This is a genomic window from Marinicauda salina (assembly GCF_003122085.1).
GTDB lineage: Bacteria > Pseudomonadota > Alphaproteobacteria > Caulobacterales > Maricaulaceae > Maricicauda_A > Maricicauda_A salina.
Map to the genome: position 1 here is coordinate 542272 of NZ_QEXV01000001.1, position 14569 is coordinate 556840.

General features: G+C 69.9%; 12 protein-coding genes. 4 read left to right on the top strand and 8 right to left on the bottom strand.

What is annotated here, in order from left to right:
* Positions 1-11: 11 nt before the first annotated feature.
* From ccoN to DDZ18_RS02480, 4 genes are all read right to left on the bottom strand, one after another.
* The gene (gene ccoN, locus DDZ18_RS02465) at positions 12-1670 is read right to left on the bottom strand and encodes a cytochrome-c oxidase, cbb3-type subunit I (RefSeq protein WP_109251763.1); all 1659 of its coding nucleotides are present in this window, start codon (positions 1668-1670) and stop codon (positions 12-14) included.
* A gap of 216 nt (positions 1671-1886) precedes the next feature.
* The gene (locus DDZ18_RS02470) at positions 1887-2870 is read right to left on the bottom strand and encodes an alpha/beta hydrolase family esterase (RefSeq protein WP_109251764.1); all 984 of its coding nucleotides are present in this window, start codon (positions 2868-2870) and stop codon (positions 1887-1889) included.
* A gap of 30 nt (positions 2871-2900) precedes the next feature.
* Positions 2901-3653, bottom strand: a complete 753-nt coding sequence (locus DDZ18_RS02475; RefSeq protein ID WP_109251765.1) for a methyltransferase family protein — start codon at positions 3651-3653, stop codon at positions 2901-2903.
* 92 nt (positions 3654-3745) lie between these two features.
* Positions 3746-5017, bottom strand: coding sequence for an MgtC/SapB family protein (locus DDZ18_RS02480; RefSeq protein WP_109251766.1), 1272 nt, complete (start codon positions 5015-5017; stop codon positions 3746-3748).
* Positions 5018-5200: 183 nt separating this feature from the next.
* Between DDZ18_RS02480 and DDZ18_RS02485 the strand changes: the two genes are divergently transcribed.
* The 3 genes from DDZ18_RS02485 to DDZ18_RS02495 are packed head-to-tail and all read left to right on the top strand — an operon-like array spanning position 5201 to position 9239.
* A complete protein-coding gene (locus tag DDZ18_RS02485; protein ID WP_109251767.1) occupies positions 5201-6757 on the top strand; it encodes a thymidine phosphorylase family protein in 1557 nt (518 codons plus the stop codon).
* Positions 6754-7647: a ribose-phosphate diphosphokinase gene (locus tag DDZ18_RS02490; RefSeq protein WP_109251768.1), complete on the top strand. Its 894-nt coding sequence runs from the start codon at positions 6754-6756 to the stop codon at positions 7645-7647. Before DDZ18_RS02485 ends, DDZ18_RS02490 begins: the two co-directional genes overlap by 4 nt.
* Positions 7644-9239, top strand: coding sequence for an MBL fold metallo-hydrolase (locus tag DDZ18_RS02495; protein WP_109251769.1), 1596 nt, complete (start codon positions 7644-7646; stop codon positions 9237-9239). The genes DDZ18_RS02490 and DDZ18_RS02495 overlap by 4 nt, the downstream gene beginning before the upstream one ends.
* A 4-nt stretch (positions 9240-9243) precedes the next feature.
* Here the strand turns inward: DDZ18_RS02495 and DDZ18_RS02500 are convergent, their stop codons facing one another.
* The 4 genes from DDZ18_RS02500 to DDZ18_RS02515 are packed head-to-tail and all read right to left on the bottom strand — an operon-like array spanning position 9244 to position 14112.
* Positions 9244-9447: a YgaP family membrane protein gene (locus DDZ18_RS02500; protein WP_109251770.1), complete on the bottom strand. Its 204-nt coding sequence runs from the start codon at positions 9445-9447 to the stop codon at positions 9244-9246.
* Positions 9444-12761, bottom strand: a complete 3318-nt coding sequence (locus DDZ18_RS02505; protein ID WP_109251771.1) for an efflux RND transporter permease subunit — start codon at positions 12759-12761, stop codon at positions 9444-9446. The genes DDZ18_RS02500 and DDZ18_RS02505 overlap by 4 nt, the downstream gene beginning before the upstream one ends.
* Complete coding sequence (locus DDZ18_RS02510; protein WP_109251772.1) at positions 12758-13750, bottom strand: efflux RND transporter periplasmic adaptor subunit; 993 nt, start codon at positions 13748-13750, stop codon at positions 12758-12760. The genes DDZ18_RS02505 and DDZ18_RS02510 overlap by 4 nt, the downstream gene beginning before the upstream one ends.
* A 5-nt stretch (positions 13751-13755) precedes the next feature.
* Positions 13756-14112, bottom strand: a complete 357-nt coding sequence (locus DDZ18_RS02515; protein ID WP_109251773.1) for a rhodanese-like domain-containing protein — start codon at positions 14110-14112, stop codon at positions 13756-13758.
* 112 nt (positions 14113-14224) lie between these two features.
* Between DDZ18_RS02515 and DDZ18_RS02520 the strand changes: the two genes are divergently transcribed.
* Positions 14225-14554, top strand: coding sequence for an ArsR/SmtB family transcription factor (locus DDZ18_RS02520; protein WP_109251774.1), 330 nt, complete (start codon positions 14225-14227; stop codon positions 14552-14554).
* The last annotated feature ends 15 nt before the right edge of the window (positions 14555-14569 follow it).

Sequence of the window (14569 nt, forward strand, 5' to 3'; positions counted from 1 at the left end):
CGCGTCCCCCGTCACTCGGCCGGCTGGATGGATTGGGGCTGGGTCTGGGCGACGTCCTCGGTCTCGCGCACGTCTCCCTTGATCGTCTTGTAGACGTTCCAGGCCATGATCAGCGCGCCGGCGAGGTACATGATCCCGCCGACCGCGCGGATGACGTAGGAGGGATGCATCGCCTCGACCGTCTCCACGAAGGAGTATTCGAGGAAGCCCAGCGAGTTGTAGGCGCGCCACATCAGGCCCTGCATGATGCCCGACACCCACATCGAGGTGATGTAGAGCAGGATGCCCAGCGTCGCGATCCAGAAGTGCCACTCGATCAGCGCGCGCGAGTACATGCCCCTGCGCTTCCACAGCCAGGGCACGAGGCAGTAGAGCGCGCCGAAGGAGATGAAGCCGACCCAGCCGAGCGCGCCGGAATGGACGTGTCCGATGGTCCAGTCGGTGTAGTGCGACAGCGAGTTGACCGCGCGCACGCTCATCACCGGACCCTCGAAGGTCGACATGCCGTAGAAGGCGACCGAGACCACGAGCATGCGCACGACCGGGTCGGTCCTGAGCTTGTCCCAGGCGCCCGACAGCGTCATCAGGCCGTTGATCATGCCGCCCCAGCTCGGCATCCACAGCATCACCGAGAAGGTCATGCCCAGCGTCTGCGCCCATTCGGGCAGGGCGGTGTAGTGCAGGTGGTGCGGGCCGGCCCAGATATAGATGAAGATCAGCGCCCAGAAGTGGATGATCGACAGCCGGTAGGAATAGACCGGCCGCTCCACCCGCTTCGGTATGAAGTAGTACATGATCGCCAGGAAACCGGCGGTGAGGAAAAAGCCCACCGCGTTGTGGCCGTACCACCATTGCGTCAGCGCGTCCTGGACCCCGGCGAAGGCGGAGAAGCTGCGCGATCCGATCAGGCTCGCGGGCATCGCCAGGTTGTTGACGACGTGGAGCATGGCGATGGTGACGATGAAGGCCAGGTAGAACCAGTTCGCCACGTAGATGTGGGGTTCCTTCCGCTTGGCCAGCGTCGCCAGGTAGATCAGCAGATAGGCCACCCAGACGATGGTCAGCCAAAGGTCGGCGTACCATTCCGGCTCGGCGTACTCGCGCGACTGGGTGATGCCCATCAGGTAGCCGGTCGCGGCGATCACGATGAAGAGCTGGTAGCCCCAGAACACGAACCACGGCCAGATCCCGCCGGCGAGCCGCGTCCGCGAGGTGCGCTGGACGACGTAGAAGCTGGTCGCGATGAGCACGTTGCCGCCGAAGGCGAAGATCACCGCGCTGGTGTGGACCGGCCGCAGCCGGCCGAAATTCAGTTGCGGGAACGCGTCCCAGGACAGCGTCGCCGGCCAGGCCAGCTGGGCGGCGATGATCACGCCGACGAGCAGGCCCGCGACCGCCCAGAACATCGAGGCGACCACGCCGTACTTGACGATGTTCTCGTTGTACTGGGTGGGTTCGGTCTCGACCCCGCCTTCGGTGTAGACGCCCAGCAGGGCGAACAGGCCGAGCAGGAAGCCCGCCCCGATGATCCAGGCCTGCGCGCGCATGGAGGCGTCGGCGCCGTTGGCTGCGGCGATGAGCGACCACAACGCGCCGATCAGGCAGATTGCCGTGACCGCCAGCGCGCTCGCATCAAAGCCGGATTTCCTGGGTGCGACCGCTTCGGCCATGCGCCCCTCCCGTTTCGCCCTCGATTCAGCCCCTTCTGAGCAAAACCTGTCCGGACTGTAACTATGGCAATATGCCTCAGTCGGGCGATTCGCACTAACCCGGTGCGGAACAAGGCGATCCGCGCCCTGTTCCGCACCGGCGAGGCCGCGCGCAGACGCATTGCTTTCCTTCGATTCGATTCCCTTTCCGCTGGCCGCGGCGAGCCTGGCGTGAGCTCAGCGTTCCGGCCGCCGCTCGTAGCGCGAGAGGAAGTCGACGATCATCGGCGTGGCCGCGATCTCCGGCTCGGGCGCGCCCAGCCGCTCGGGGAAGGCGAAGCCGCTGCCGGGCCAGACATGCCCGCTGCCCGAGAGGCGATGGAGCACGACGCGGCCGCCGCCGCGGCAGTCGTCGTAGACGATCCGCTCCGCCCGCGCCGACGCGCGTTCGACGACGGGTCGCGCGGCGCAGCCGTTGGTCGCCGCCCAGCGCGACAGCGCCTCGTCGACGCCGTGCGTCCAGTAGGGCGGCGCCGCGCCGGCCTCATAGCGATAGGGATTGATCGGATCGTCGACGCTGTGGAAGGCGATGATCGACACCGCCGGGTCGGCGCGACGGCAGGCGCGCGCCCCGCCCGGGTGGCGGAGCCCGCCCACCGCGCCGATGGCGGCGAAGCGCTCCGGCGTCCGGCAGGCGAGTTCGGAGGCCATCCGGCCGCCGCCGGAGAAGCCGACGGCGTAGACGCGGGTCTCGTCGACGCACGCCCGCCCGGCGGCGTCGTCGATCGCCGCGGCGATGAAGGCGACGTCGTCAGGCCCGTCCGGCGAAGCCGGGACGTTCCAGGTGTGGCCTCCGGACGGGAACGGCGTCACGGCCTCGGGCAGCAGGACGGCGAACCCGTTCCGCTCCGCGGCGTCTTCGAGGCCGCTGATGGCGAACTCGATCTCCGGCGAGACGCCCGAGGCCTGCAGGTCGACCACGAGCGGGATCGGGGCGTCGCCGGCATGATCGTGGGGCACGTAGAGCCGGTAGGCGCGTTCGCGCCCGCCGGTCTCGAGGCGGTGCGCCGACAGGCCGGTCTGCAGCTCCGCCCCGCTCGCGCATGCCGTGCGCACGGGTCGCTCGGAGTCGGCCGAGGGGATCTGCGTGGCGATGGCGATCGCCGCGACGCCCGCCGCGACGAGGGCCGCGGCGGTCGGGGCGAGGATGGTCTTCAGCATTTCGGTCTCCGGTCAGTCGTCGTCGATGGTTCAGCGCGCGCGCCGGCCCGGGAGGAAGGCGGGCACCGACTTGCGATAGCGCCGATAGACGTCGCCCAGCTCGGCGATGAGATCGGCCTCCTCGAACGGCGTGGCGGCCAGCACGTAGGCCATGCTCGCCAGCGCAAAGACGAGCTGACCGGTCGTCATGTGCGGCGTGATCCAGGGAACGGTCATCCATCCCAGGCTGATCGGGTGGCGCACCAGCGCGTAGAGGAAGCGCGCGGCGAAGGCCGGCTCGGCCGGCGCGCGGTCGGTGATGCGGTTCCAGACCTGGGCCAGGCCGAAGAAGCCGAAATGCCCGAAATGGAAGGTGGCCGAGAACATCATCGCCCACACCGAGAGGTAGACGGCGTAGATCGCGGCCTGGGCGGAGACGGCGTCGACCCGCCAGATCGTCTCGGGGATGGGCCGCCAGAACAGCACCAGGAGCGCGGTCATCACGGCGGTCATGTAGAGATAGGTCGCTCGCTCGATCTCGGCCGGGACGAAGCGCGTCCACCAGCGCTTGAACCAGCGCCGGGCGGTGATCGAGTGATGCAGGCCGAAGATCAGCACCAGCGCGGCGTCGAGCGCGATCGTCGCGCCGAGGCCGGCGTCGGGGCCGAGCAGATCGATCGTCGGGCCGGCGGCGACGGTCTTCGGCACGCCGAAATCGGCGAGGAAGCCGACGATGTAGGCGATGTTGGCCATCGCCAGCAGGTAGGCGATCCCGCCATAGGCGAGCAGGGCGGTCTTTTTCACGGGGAGGCTCCATCTTCACGTGGATTGGAGCCGCGCTTCTGGGCGCGCACCGTGTGAGCCAGCGTGGTTCCGGGCGTGGAAATCGCAGGCGTTCAGCCGGCGAAACGCATCACCGCGCCGAGCGCGGCCGCCCCGGCGACGAGCGCGGCGGCCGAGGCGACCGCATAGGGCACGGCGAAGCGCGCGCGGCCGAAGATCAGCGCCAGGCCCGCCTTGGAGACGGTGTCGACGCCCACGGCGAGCAGCACCGCCGCCGCGCCCAGTTCGGCCGACGTGCCGTCGCGCACCATCGAGGCGACCGCGAGCGTGACGGCGTCGACGTCGACGAGCCCCGCTGTGGCCGCCAGCGCCAGCAGTCCCGCCCCGCCGAAGAAGTGCTGGGCGAGCCGCGCCAGCGCGATGATCGCGGCGAGCACGGCGCCGACCTGGAGGACGAAGCGCAGGTCGAGCGGGTTGCCGAGCTTCTGGAAGGTGGAGTCCGGCGTCTCGGGCTTGGCGCGCCAGGCGAACGCCACCGACAGGCCCGCCGACAGGAGAGCGGCGGCGAGCAGGGGCGGGCCGGCCATGACCAGCGCCGGCTGGCCGAAGATCGCGAGAAAGATGAAGACGCGGCCGATCATCACCGCGTTGCCGGCCGCGGCGACCGCCGTCGCCAGCCGGGTCGGCGCCTCGCGGGCTCGCGTGCGCCGGGCGAGGTCGAGCGTCATCGCCGTCGAGGACACCGCCGCGGCGGCGAGCCCGCCGATGAACAGGCCGCGGCGCGGGCCGAACAGGCGCAGCGCGACATAGCCGGCGAAGGAGGCGCCGGCGAGCAGGATGGTCAGCAGCCAGAGCTGGCGCGGATTGAACGCGCCCCACGGATCGAGCGCACGGTCGGGCAGAAGCGGCAGCGCGATCAGCGTCGCGGCGAGGATCAGCAGCGCCGAGCGGAGCTCCTCCCAGCTCAGTTTGCGCACCCAGGAATGCGTGGCGCGCTTGAAGGCCAGCACGAGCGCCAGCAGCACGCCCGCTCCGGTCGCGATCTGGATGTCGCCGACCATCGCCAGCGTGCCGAGGAGATAGACCAGCAGTCCGGCCACTAGGCCGGTGATCGAGTAGTCGTTCTCCTGGTCGATCTCGCGCGCCTTGTAGTATGTCCAGGCGCCGGCGAAGCCCAGCGTCAGCGCGGCGTAGGCGAACTCGCCCACCTCCTGGGCGAGCAGGCCCGCCGCGCCGCCCATCAGCCCGATGAGCGTGTAGGTCCTCAGCCCCGCGACGCGGGTCGACTCGGCCTGTTCGCGCTGCTTCCAGCCGCGCTCGACGCCGATCAGGAAGCCGATCGCGACGGCCGCGGCCAGTCTTTCCGCAATCTCGAGAAAATCCATTTCGGCGTCCGCATGCGGATGAAGGTCCGAGCATCGGCCGCCGCGGCGCGCGGCGCAATGTCTTCCGTAGGATCGCCGGCGGGACGATCGGCCGCGGGTCGGCGCGGGCGCATCGAGCCTTGGCGAACGCGCCGGCTTCGATACTGTCGGGTCAGGCAGGCCCGAGAAGGAGATCCGAGGCGCATGAAGCTGTCCGCACCGCGTCCCGAACTCGCGCCCGGCGAGGACGGCGGCCCGAAGCCGACGCTGCGGCTCAGGCGGGTCGCGATCGACACCTATCCCGAGAACACCGCGCTGCTCGCGCGCGACTGCACCGAGTATCGCGCCGCCGAGTTCCAGGCGCTGAGGAAGATCGAGGTCTCCGGCGGCGGCAACCATCTCCTCGCAGAGCTGATCATCGCCGACGACTCGTCGCTCGTGGGGCCCGACGAGCTGGGTCTCGGCGAGCAGGCCTTCCGCCGGCTCGGGCTCGAGGAGGGCGCCGAGGTCACGATCGCGCACGCCAAGCCGCCCGAAAGCCTCGATGCGGTGCGCCGCAAGATCGCCGGCCACACCCTGTCGGCGGGCGAGCTCAAGGCGATCATTTCCGACATCGCCGCCTATCGTTATTCGCCGATGGAGTTGGCGGCCTATCTCGTCGCGACGGCGCGCTTCATGACGACCCAGGAGATGGTCGACGTCACGCGCGCCATGGTCAGCGTCGGCAACCAGCTGAGCTGGGATTCGGAGCTGGTCGTCGACAAGCACTGCGTCGGCGGCGTGCCGGGCAACCGCACCTCGATGATCATCGTGCCGATCGTCGCCGCGCACGGCCTGCACATTCCCAAGACGTCCTCGCGGGCGATCACCTCGCCGTCGGGCACGGCCGATACGATGGAGGTGCTGGCGGACGTCGATCTCTCGATCGGCGAGATCCGCGAGATCATCGAGCACGAGAAGGGCTGTCTCGTCTGGGGCGGCCACGTGAACCTGTCGCCCGCCGACGACGTGCTGATCTCGGTCGAGCGCCCGCTCGGCGTCGATCCGCCCGAGCAGATGGTCGCCTCGATCCTGTCGAAGAAGATCGTGGCCGGCTCGACCCATCTCGTCGTCGACATTCCCGTCGGTCCGACGGCGAAGGTCCGCACGCGCCGCGAGGCGGTGCGGCTGAGAAAAATGCTCGAATATGTCGGCGAACAGTCCGGGCTCGAGATCGACGTGGTGATCACCGACGGGGCGCAGCCGGTCGGGCGCGGCGTCGGCCCAGTGCTCGAGGCGCGCGACGTGATGGCGGTGCTGCGAAACGAGCCCGACGCGCCGGCCGACCTGCGCGAGCGCGCGCTGCTTCTGGCCGGTCGCGTGCTCGATCTCGATCCCGACCTGCGCGGCGGCGCCGGACACGCCCGCGCCCGCGAGCTGCTCACTTCCGGCGAGGCGCTCGCCGCGATGGAGCGGATCATCGACCGGCAGGGCCGCAATGAGACGACCCATGCACTCGGCGAACTCGTGCACGAGCTGCCCGCTTCCGCGAACGGCGTCGTCGCGGCGATCGACTGCTGGCGGATCGCGCGCATCGCCCGGCTCGCCGGCGCGCCGATGGACAAGGGCGCCGGGCTCGACCTGCTCAAGAAGGTCGGCGACCCGGTGAAGGCCGGCGAGCCGCTCTACCGCATCCATTCCTGCGTGCGGTCGAGCTTCGGCTTCGCCTGCGACATGGCCGACGAGGAGTCCGGCTACGCCATCTCGCCGGGCTCGGCATGATGGCGACCGTCCTCGCCATGCCCGGCCAGGCCGCGCCCGCCCGCCGGCTCGCCGACGCGCTGGGCGCGCCGTGCGCCGAGATCGAGGTCCACCGCTTTCCCGACGGCGAGAGCCGGGTGCGCGTTCCAGCGATCGGGGAGACGGCGCTCGTCTACTGCTCGCTCGACGACCCGAACGCCAAGCTCGTCGAGTTGATGCTGGCGGCCTCGGCGCTCGCCGATCGCGGCGCCAAGAGGCGCGTCCTGGTCGCGCCCTATCTCTGCTACATGCGGCAGGACACGGCCTTCGCGCCCGGCGAGGCGGTGAGCCAGCGCGTGATCGGCGACTTCCTCGCTGCGCGTTTCGAGCGGATCGTCACGGTCGATCCGCACCTCCACCGCACGCCGGATATCGGCCAGGTCTTCCCCGGCGCCGAGGCCGACGCGCTGACCGCGACGGGCGTGCTCGCCGACATGATCGCCGCCGATCCCGGGACGGGAAACCTGCTTCTCGTCGGTCCGGACGCCGAATCCGAGGCTTGGGTCTCGCGCGTCGCCGGGGTGCTGGACGCGCCCTTTCTCGTCGGCCGCAAGGTCCGCCGCGGCGATCGCGACGTGGCGATCGAGATCGCGGGGATCGAGCGCGCGGAGGGCCGCCAGGTCGTGATCGTCGACGATCTGGTCTCCAGCGGCGCGACGCTGGCCGAATGCGCGCGGCTGGCGCTTGAAGCCGGCGCGGCGACCGTCGAGGCCGCCGCAACGCACTGCCTGTCCTCGCGCGCCGATCATGACGCCCTCGTCGCGGCCGGGCTCGCGCGCCTGCGCTCGACGGATGCCATCGCGCATTTCACCAACGCCGCAGGGATAGCGCCGGTGGTGGCCGCCGCGCTTCAGGAGGAGATTCGCCGATGAGCGCCTTCATCAAGTTCTGCGGCGCGGCGCGGACCGTGACGGGCTCGTGCTACTGGCTGCGCGCGAACGACGTCTCCTTCCTCGTCGATTGCGGCATGTTCCACGGGCCGAAGCGGCTCAAGCAGCTGAATTACGACGACTTCCCCTTCATCCCGCGCGAGATCGACTTCGTCCTGCTCACCCACGCCCATATTGATCACTCGGGCCTGGTCGCGAAGCTGATCCGGAAAGGCTTCGACGGGCCGGTCTACGCCACCGAGGGCACGCGCGACCTGCTGTCCTACATGCTGCCCGACAGCGGCTACATCCAGGAGCAGGAGGTCCGGTATCTCAATGAGCGCAACCGGCGGCGCGGTTATCCCACGGTCAAGCCGATCTACACCCGCGATGACGGCGTCGCCGCCCTGTCGTCGTTTCGCCCGGTCGACTACGAACAGTGGATCGAGCCGGCGCCGGGCGTACGCGCGCGCTTCTGGAACGCCGGCCATATCCTCGGCTCGGCCTCGATCGAGCTCGCGATCGACGCCGGCGGCGACAAGCCGGTCTCGATGCTCTTCTCCGGCGATGTCGGGCCCGAGCACAAGCTCTTCCATCCCGATCCCGAAGGACCGGCGGGCCTCGACTGCGTGGTGTGCGAGTCGACCTATGGCGGGCGCGAGCGCGAGGCGCTCGACCCGGCCGGCCGGCGGGCGCGCTTCGCCGAGGAGGTCGGCGCAGCCCTCGCCGACGAGGGGCTTCTCCTGATCCCGTCTTTCGCGGTCGAGCGCACGCAGGAGCTGCTGGCCGACCTGTTCGCGCTGATGGACGCCGGCGAAATCCCGTCGGTGCCGGTCTTCCTGGATTCGCCGCTGGCGATCCGCGCCACCGAGGTGTTCGCCGAACACGCCGACGAGCTCGAGCCGGGCGCGCGCGCCGAGGCCGCCTTCGATCATCCCAATCTGCGTTTCTCCGAGACCGTCGACGACAGCAAGGCGATCGCGCGCTTCGCCTCGGGCGCGATCATTCTCGCCGCCAGCGGCATGTGCGACGCAGGCCGCATCCGCCATCACCTCAAGCGTTGCCTCTGGCGGGAGAACGCCACGGTCATGCTCACCGGTTTCCAGGCGCCGGGCACGCTGGGACGGCTGCTCGAGGAGGGCGCGAAATCTGTGCGCATCTTCGGCGAACCCGTCGCCGTGCGCGCGCGGATCCGCTCGATCGATCTCTATTCCGGCCACGCCGACGGAACCGAACTCGTCGACTGGATCCGGGCGCGCGCGCCGATCGGCCGCAAGCTCTTCCTCACCCATGGCGACGCCGCGGCGATCGACGCGCTCAAGGGCGACCTCGCCGCCGCTGGTCTCGACGGCGACGCTATCGCCACGCCGCATCTGGACGACGAGTTCGACCTCGTCGAGAACGCGTTCCGGCCGCGCGAAGCGGTGATCCGGCGGATGCCCGAGGACGGGATCGACCGGCTCGACTGGCACAACGCGCTGGCCGCGCTCACGCTGGATCTGCGCGCCCGGCTCGACGCCGCCCCGGACGACGCGGCGCGCGAGCGCATCCTCGCCGAGCTGCGCGAGACTCTGGAGCGGTCGGCGTCCGGCTGAACGCCTAGCCGAACGCGCCGCCTTCCTTCACGCCCAGCGCCTTGAAGATCGAGGCGGCGGGACAGAAGCCGGTGAAGCTCGACTGGACGAGATTGGCGCCGACGAAGGCGGCCAGAAGCAGCCACCAGTCGCTGTACAGCCAGGCCAGCACGACGGAGACGAGCACCATCGTTCCGGCGAGCAGGGTTACGGCTTTTCCGACAGTCATGACGGGCTCCTTTCATCAGCCCCGGCGGAACCGCCGCCGACGGAGGGGACGTAGGCCGCGTCGGGATCCTTGAAGATCACGTAGATCGCCGGGATCACGAGCACGGTCAGCAGGGTGGAGGAGGCCAGCCCGAACAGCAGCGAGATGGCCAGGCCCTGGAAGATCGGGTCGAACAGGATCACCGAGGCGCCGATCATCGCCGCCAGCGCGGTCAGAAGGATCGGCTTGAAGCGGATCGCGCCTGCGCGCAGGACCGTCTCGCGCAGCGTCTCGTCGGAGCGCGCCTCGTGGCGGATGAAGTCCACCAGCAGGATCGAGTTCCTGACGATGATGCCCGCCAGCGCGATGAAGCCGATCATCGAGGTCGCCGAGAACGGCGCGCCGAACAGCCAGTGGCCGATGACGATGCCGATCAGCGTGAGCGGCACCGGCGTGAGGATCACAAGCGGCGCGCGGAAGCTGCCGAACTGCGCGACGACGAGGGCGTAGATGCCCGCCAGCGCCACCATGAATGCTGCGCCCATGTCGCGGAAGGTGACGTAGGTGATCTCCCACTCGCCGTCCCACAGCAGCGCCGTCTCGGCGTCGGTCAGCGGCTGGTCGACATAGCGGATCTCCGGCCGCGGCAGGTCGTCGGGCCAGCGATCGCTCTCGATCAGCCGGGCGACCTCCATCATGCCGTAGATCGGCGCCTCGAAGCGGCCGGCGAGCTCGCCCATCACCATGTCGGCGTAGCGCCCGTCGCGGCGGAAGATGAGCGGCGAACCCTCGACGCGCTCGGCGGTGACCACGTCGCCGAGCTCGACGACGCCGCGATCGCCGGGCAGCAGGTTGGTCGGCACCGGCGTCGACAGCAGCCGCTCCGTCCAGGCGCGGTCGGCGCGCGGCAGGTCGATGACGACGGCGAGCGGATCGCGGCCCTCGCCGCGATGCGAGTACCCGACCGGCATGCCGCCCATGAGGATGCGCAGCGTGTCGAACACGTCGCGCTGCTCGACGCGGAAGAATTCCAGGCTGTCCTGGTCGATCTCGAGGCGCAGGCGCGGCCGCGGCCGGCCGAAGCTGTCGTCGACATCGACGACATAGTCGATCTCCTCGTAGATCGCGCGCACCTCGCTGGCGACCGCGCGCCGGGTCTCGGCGTCGGGGCCGTAGATCTCGGCCAGCAGCGTGGCGATCACCGGCGGGCCGGGCGGCACCTCGGCGACCTTGAGCGTCGCGCCCTCGGGCAGCTCGATCTCGCGCAGCCGCTCGCGGGCCTCCAGCGCGATGGCGTGGCTCTGCCGGTCGCGGTGATGGCGCGGGGTGAGATTGACCTGCAGATCGCCCATCTCCGGCGCCTCGCGCAGGAAGTAGCGCCGGACCAGGCCGTTGAAGTTGAACGGCGCGGCGGTCCCGGCATGGACCTGGATCGAGGTCGTCTCCGGGATCTCGGACAGGATGTCGGCGGCCTCGAACAGGACGCGCTCGGTCTCCTCGAGCGAGGCGCCCTCGGGCAGATCCGCGATCACCTGGAACTCCGACTTGTTGTCGAAGGGCAGGAGCTTGACCGTCACCAGGCCGAGCGGGATCGCCGCCATGGCCAGCACGGTCAGCACGCCCACCACGATCAGGAAGCTCCAGGCGACCTTCCGGCTCATCACGACCCGCGACGCGACGGCGCGGTAGGCGGCGCCGAGCCGGGTCTCTCCGCCGCCGTGAGCGCTCTCGGCGTGGGGTTCGACGCCGGGACGCCCCGCGATGCGCAGCATCAGCCAGGGCGTGATCACCATCGCCACGAAGAAGGAGAAGATCATCGCCGCCGAGGCGTTGACCGGGATCGGCGCCATGTACGGGCCCATCAGGCCCGACACGAACAGCATGGGCAGCAGCGCGGCGACGACGGTGAGCGTCGCCACGATGGTCGGGTTGCCGACCTCGGCAACGCCCTCGATGGCGGCCTGCGCGCGCGGGCGGCCGTCCTTCATCGCCCAGTGCCGGGCGATGTTCTCGATCACCACGATGGCGTCATCGACGAGGATGCCGATGGAGAAGATGAGCGCGAACAGGCTGACCCGGTTGATCGTGTAGCCCAGCGTGTTCGACGCGAAGAGCGTGATCAGGATGGTTGTCGGGATGACCACAAGCACGACGATGGACTCCCGCCAGCCCACGGCGAGCGCGATCAGGATCACGATGGAGACCGTCGCCAGGCCGAGGTGGAAGAAGAGCTCGTTGGCCTTCTCGCTGGCGGTCTCGCCGTAATTGCGCGTGATCGCGACCTCGACGTCGTCGGGGATCAGCCGACCGCGCAGGCCCTCGACGGTCTCGACGATGTCCTCGGCGACGACGACGGCGTTGGCGCCGGGGCGCTTGGCGATGGCCAGCGTGACGGCGGGCGCGCGGCTCCAGCCGGTTTCGCCGTCTTCGGCGTGCGCGTCCTCGCCGTGAGAGTCCTCCCCGTGCGCGGCGCCGGGGCGCGTCAGCGTCCAGACGCGGTGCTCGGCAGGTTCGGGGCTGATGACGACGTCGGCGACGTCGCGGACATAGACGGGCCGGCCGTCGCGGGCGGTCAGCACCAGCAGGCCGATGCGGGCGGGATCGCGCAGCGTGCGTCCGGCCTCGGCGACGCGCACCCCTCCCTCCTCGAAAACGGTTCCCGTCGGGAAGGCGCGGTTGGCGGATTCGATCTTGGCGGCGAGCTGCTGGAGCGTGATGCCGTACTGGGCCAGCCGCTCGGGATCGGGCTCGATGCGGACCTGTTCGTCGCGGCCGCCGACGATGAAGGTCAGCCCGGTCGCCTCGACGCTCGACAGCGCGCCGCGCAGCTCCTCGGCGACGGTGAACAGGTCGGCGTCGGTCCAGCGCTCGCCCGCGCCCTCGCGGGGCGACAGGGTGAGCGTGACGATCGGCACGTCGTTGATGCCGCGCGCGACCACCAGCGGCTCGGGGATGCCGATCGGGATTCGGTCGAAATTGCCCCTGATCTCCTCGTGGACGCGCAGCACGGCGATGTCCTCGGGCACGCCGACCTCGAAGCGCGCCGAGACCAGAACCTGGTCGTCCTGGGTCTGGGAATAGACGTGGTCGACTTCGGCGATGCCCGAGACGATGGCTTCCAGCGGCTCGGTGACGAGCTCGACGGCGTCGGGCGCGGCCAGGCCGTCGGCGCGCACCATGACGTCGACCATCGGCACCGAGATCTGCGGCTCCTCCTCGCGCGGAATGGTCAGGAGCGCGATCAGGCCGAGGCCGAGCGCGGCCAGCAGCAGCAGCGGCGTCAGCGGGCTGTTGATGAAGCCGCGCGCGAGATTGCCGGAGAAACCGAGCTTCATGGCGCGACCAGCCTGTCGCCGGGTTCGAGGCCCGAAAGGATTTCGATGAGCGGGGTCCCGTCATCGGTCTCGCGCCGGGCCGGCCCGCGCTGGACGACCACCTCGCGGACCGTCCCGTCGTCCTGGCTCAGCAGGGCGTAGTCGAGCCCGTAGCGGGTCGACAGGAAGGGCTCGGGAACGAGGATGGCGTCGCGCTCGTCGGTGGCGACGAAGACGCGGACGCGCTCGCCGACGAAATAGTCGCCGAGCCCCTCGACGCGGGCGTCGGCGATGACCCGGCCGTCCCGGATTTCGGGATAGACTTGGCGGATGACGCCGCGATCGCCGACATCGCCCGCCAGCGCGGCGGCGTCGACGCGAATCTCGTCGCCCTCGGCGATGAAGCGCGCGTGGCGTTCGGGCAGGCGCAGGCGGAGCACGTACTGCTCGGAGGCGACGCGGGCGACCACCTCGCCGGGCTGGACCACCGAGCCGGAGGTCAGCGGCGCCTCCAGCACGACGCCGCTGGCCGGGGCCAGAACGTCGCCTTCGCGGGCGCGCTGGACGACGACGGCGCGCTCCTCGCGCGCCGAGGCGACCTGGTTCTCGAGCACCTGGACCTGAGTGCGCGCGGTCTCGATGCGCGCTTCGGAGACGATGCCGCGATCGAACAGGCGCTGGTCGCGCGCGAGATCGGCGCGGGCCTGCTCGAGCTGGGCCTCGAGCGCGGCGACGCGAGAGTTGAGCGAGGCGATCTGGGGCGAGATCTGCTCGGAGACGACCACCGCGATGACCTCGCCGGATTCGACCCGGTCGCCCTCGTCGATGCGCAGCTCGCCGATCGTGCCGCTCAGGCGTGCGCGCGCCGGCACGACGTCGAGGCTCTCGACGGTGGCGAACACCGCCTTCTCGTCGGCGATGCGGGTGCGGGCCACGTCGAAGGTTTCGCCGTCGGCCGCAGCGGGTTGCGCGACGGACGCTGCGAGAAGGGCGAGGGCGGCGGCGAGCATGGCGATCACTTTCGCTGGGGGTCGATGACGCGGCCGGTCGAGGGATCGACGGTCACCGTGGGCAGGCCGGCCTGCTTCCAGGCCATGATGCCGCCCGCCATGTGCGCGGTCACCTCGACCCCGGCCTCTGCGCACCGCGACAAAGCGTCGCCGGAGCGCTTGCCCGAGCCGCAATGGAGGATGACCCGACGCTTCGAGTCCGCGGGCAGGGCCGCGGGATCGAAGGTCGACAGCGGATGCAGCAAAGCGCCGTGGATCCGCTCGGCGCCGAATTCGTGCGCCTCTCGCACGTCGACGAGGATGGCCTCGCCGGATTTCAGCTGCGCGGCGACGTCCTGGGGTTCGATGTCCTCGCGGCTCATGGTCGGTTCTCCCTTGCCTGACGGGCTGTTCGCACGGAACGACATAATATGATTGACCACTAAATTAGAGATCACTACTTTAGTGTCAACTAATGAATGGACGGAATTGCGAATGAGCCAGATCAAGGATCCGCAGCTCGCCGAGCTTCAGGCTCAGGCCGGAGAGGCCGCGCGCTTTCTCAAGCAGATCGCCAACGAGAAACGACTGCTCATCCTGTGCCGGCTGGCGAGCGGCGAGGCGACGGTCTCGGAACTTTGCGAGGTCGCCGATCTTTCTCAATCGGCGATGTCTCAACATCTCTCGCGCATGCGCGCGGAGGGGCTCGTCGACGGGCGCCGGGAAGGACTCCAGGTCTTCTACCGACTCGCCGACGAGCGCTGTCTCGGGATGCTTCGGCATCTACGGGCGCAGTTCTGCACGGCGGCCGAAGGAATCGCCTGATCCGCAGCCGCGTCG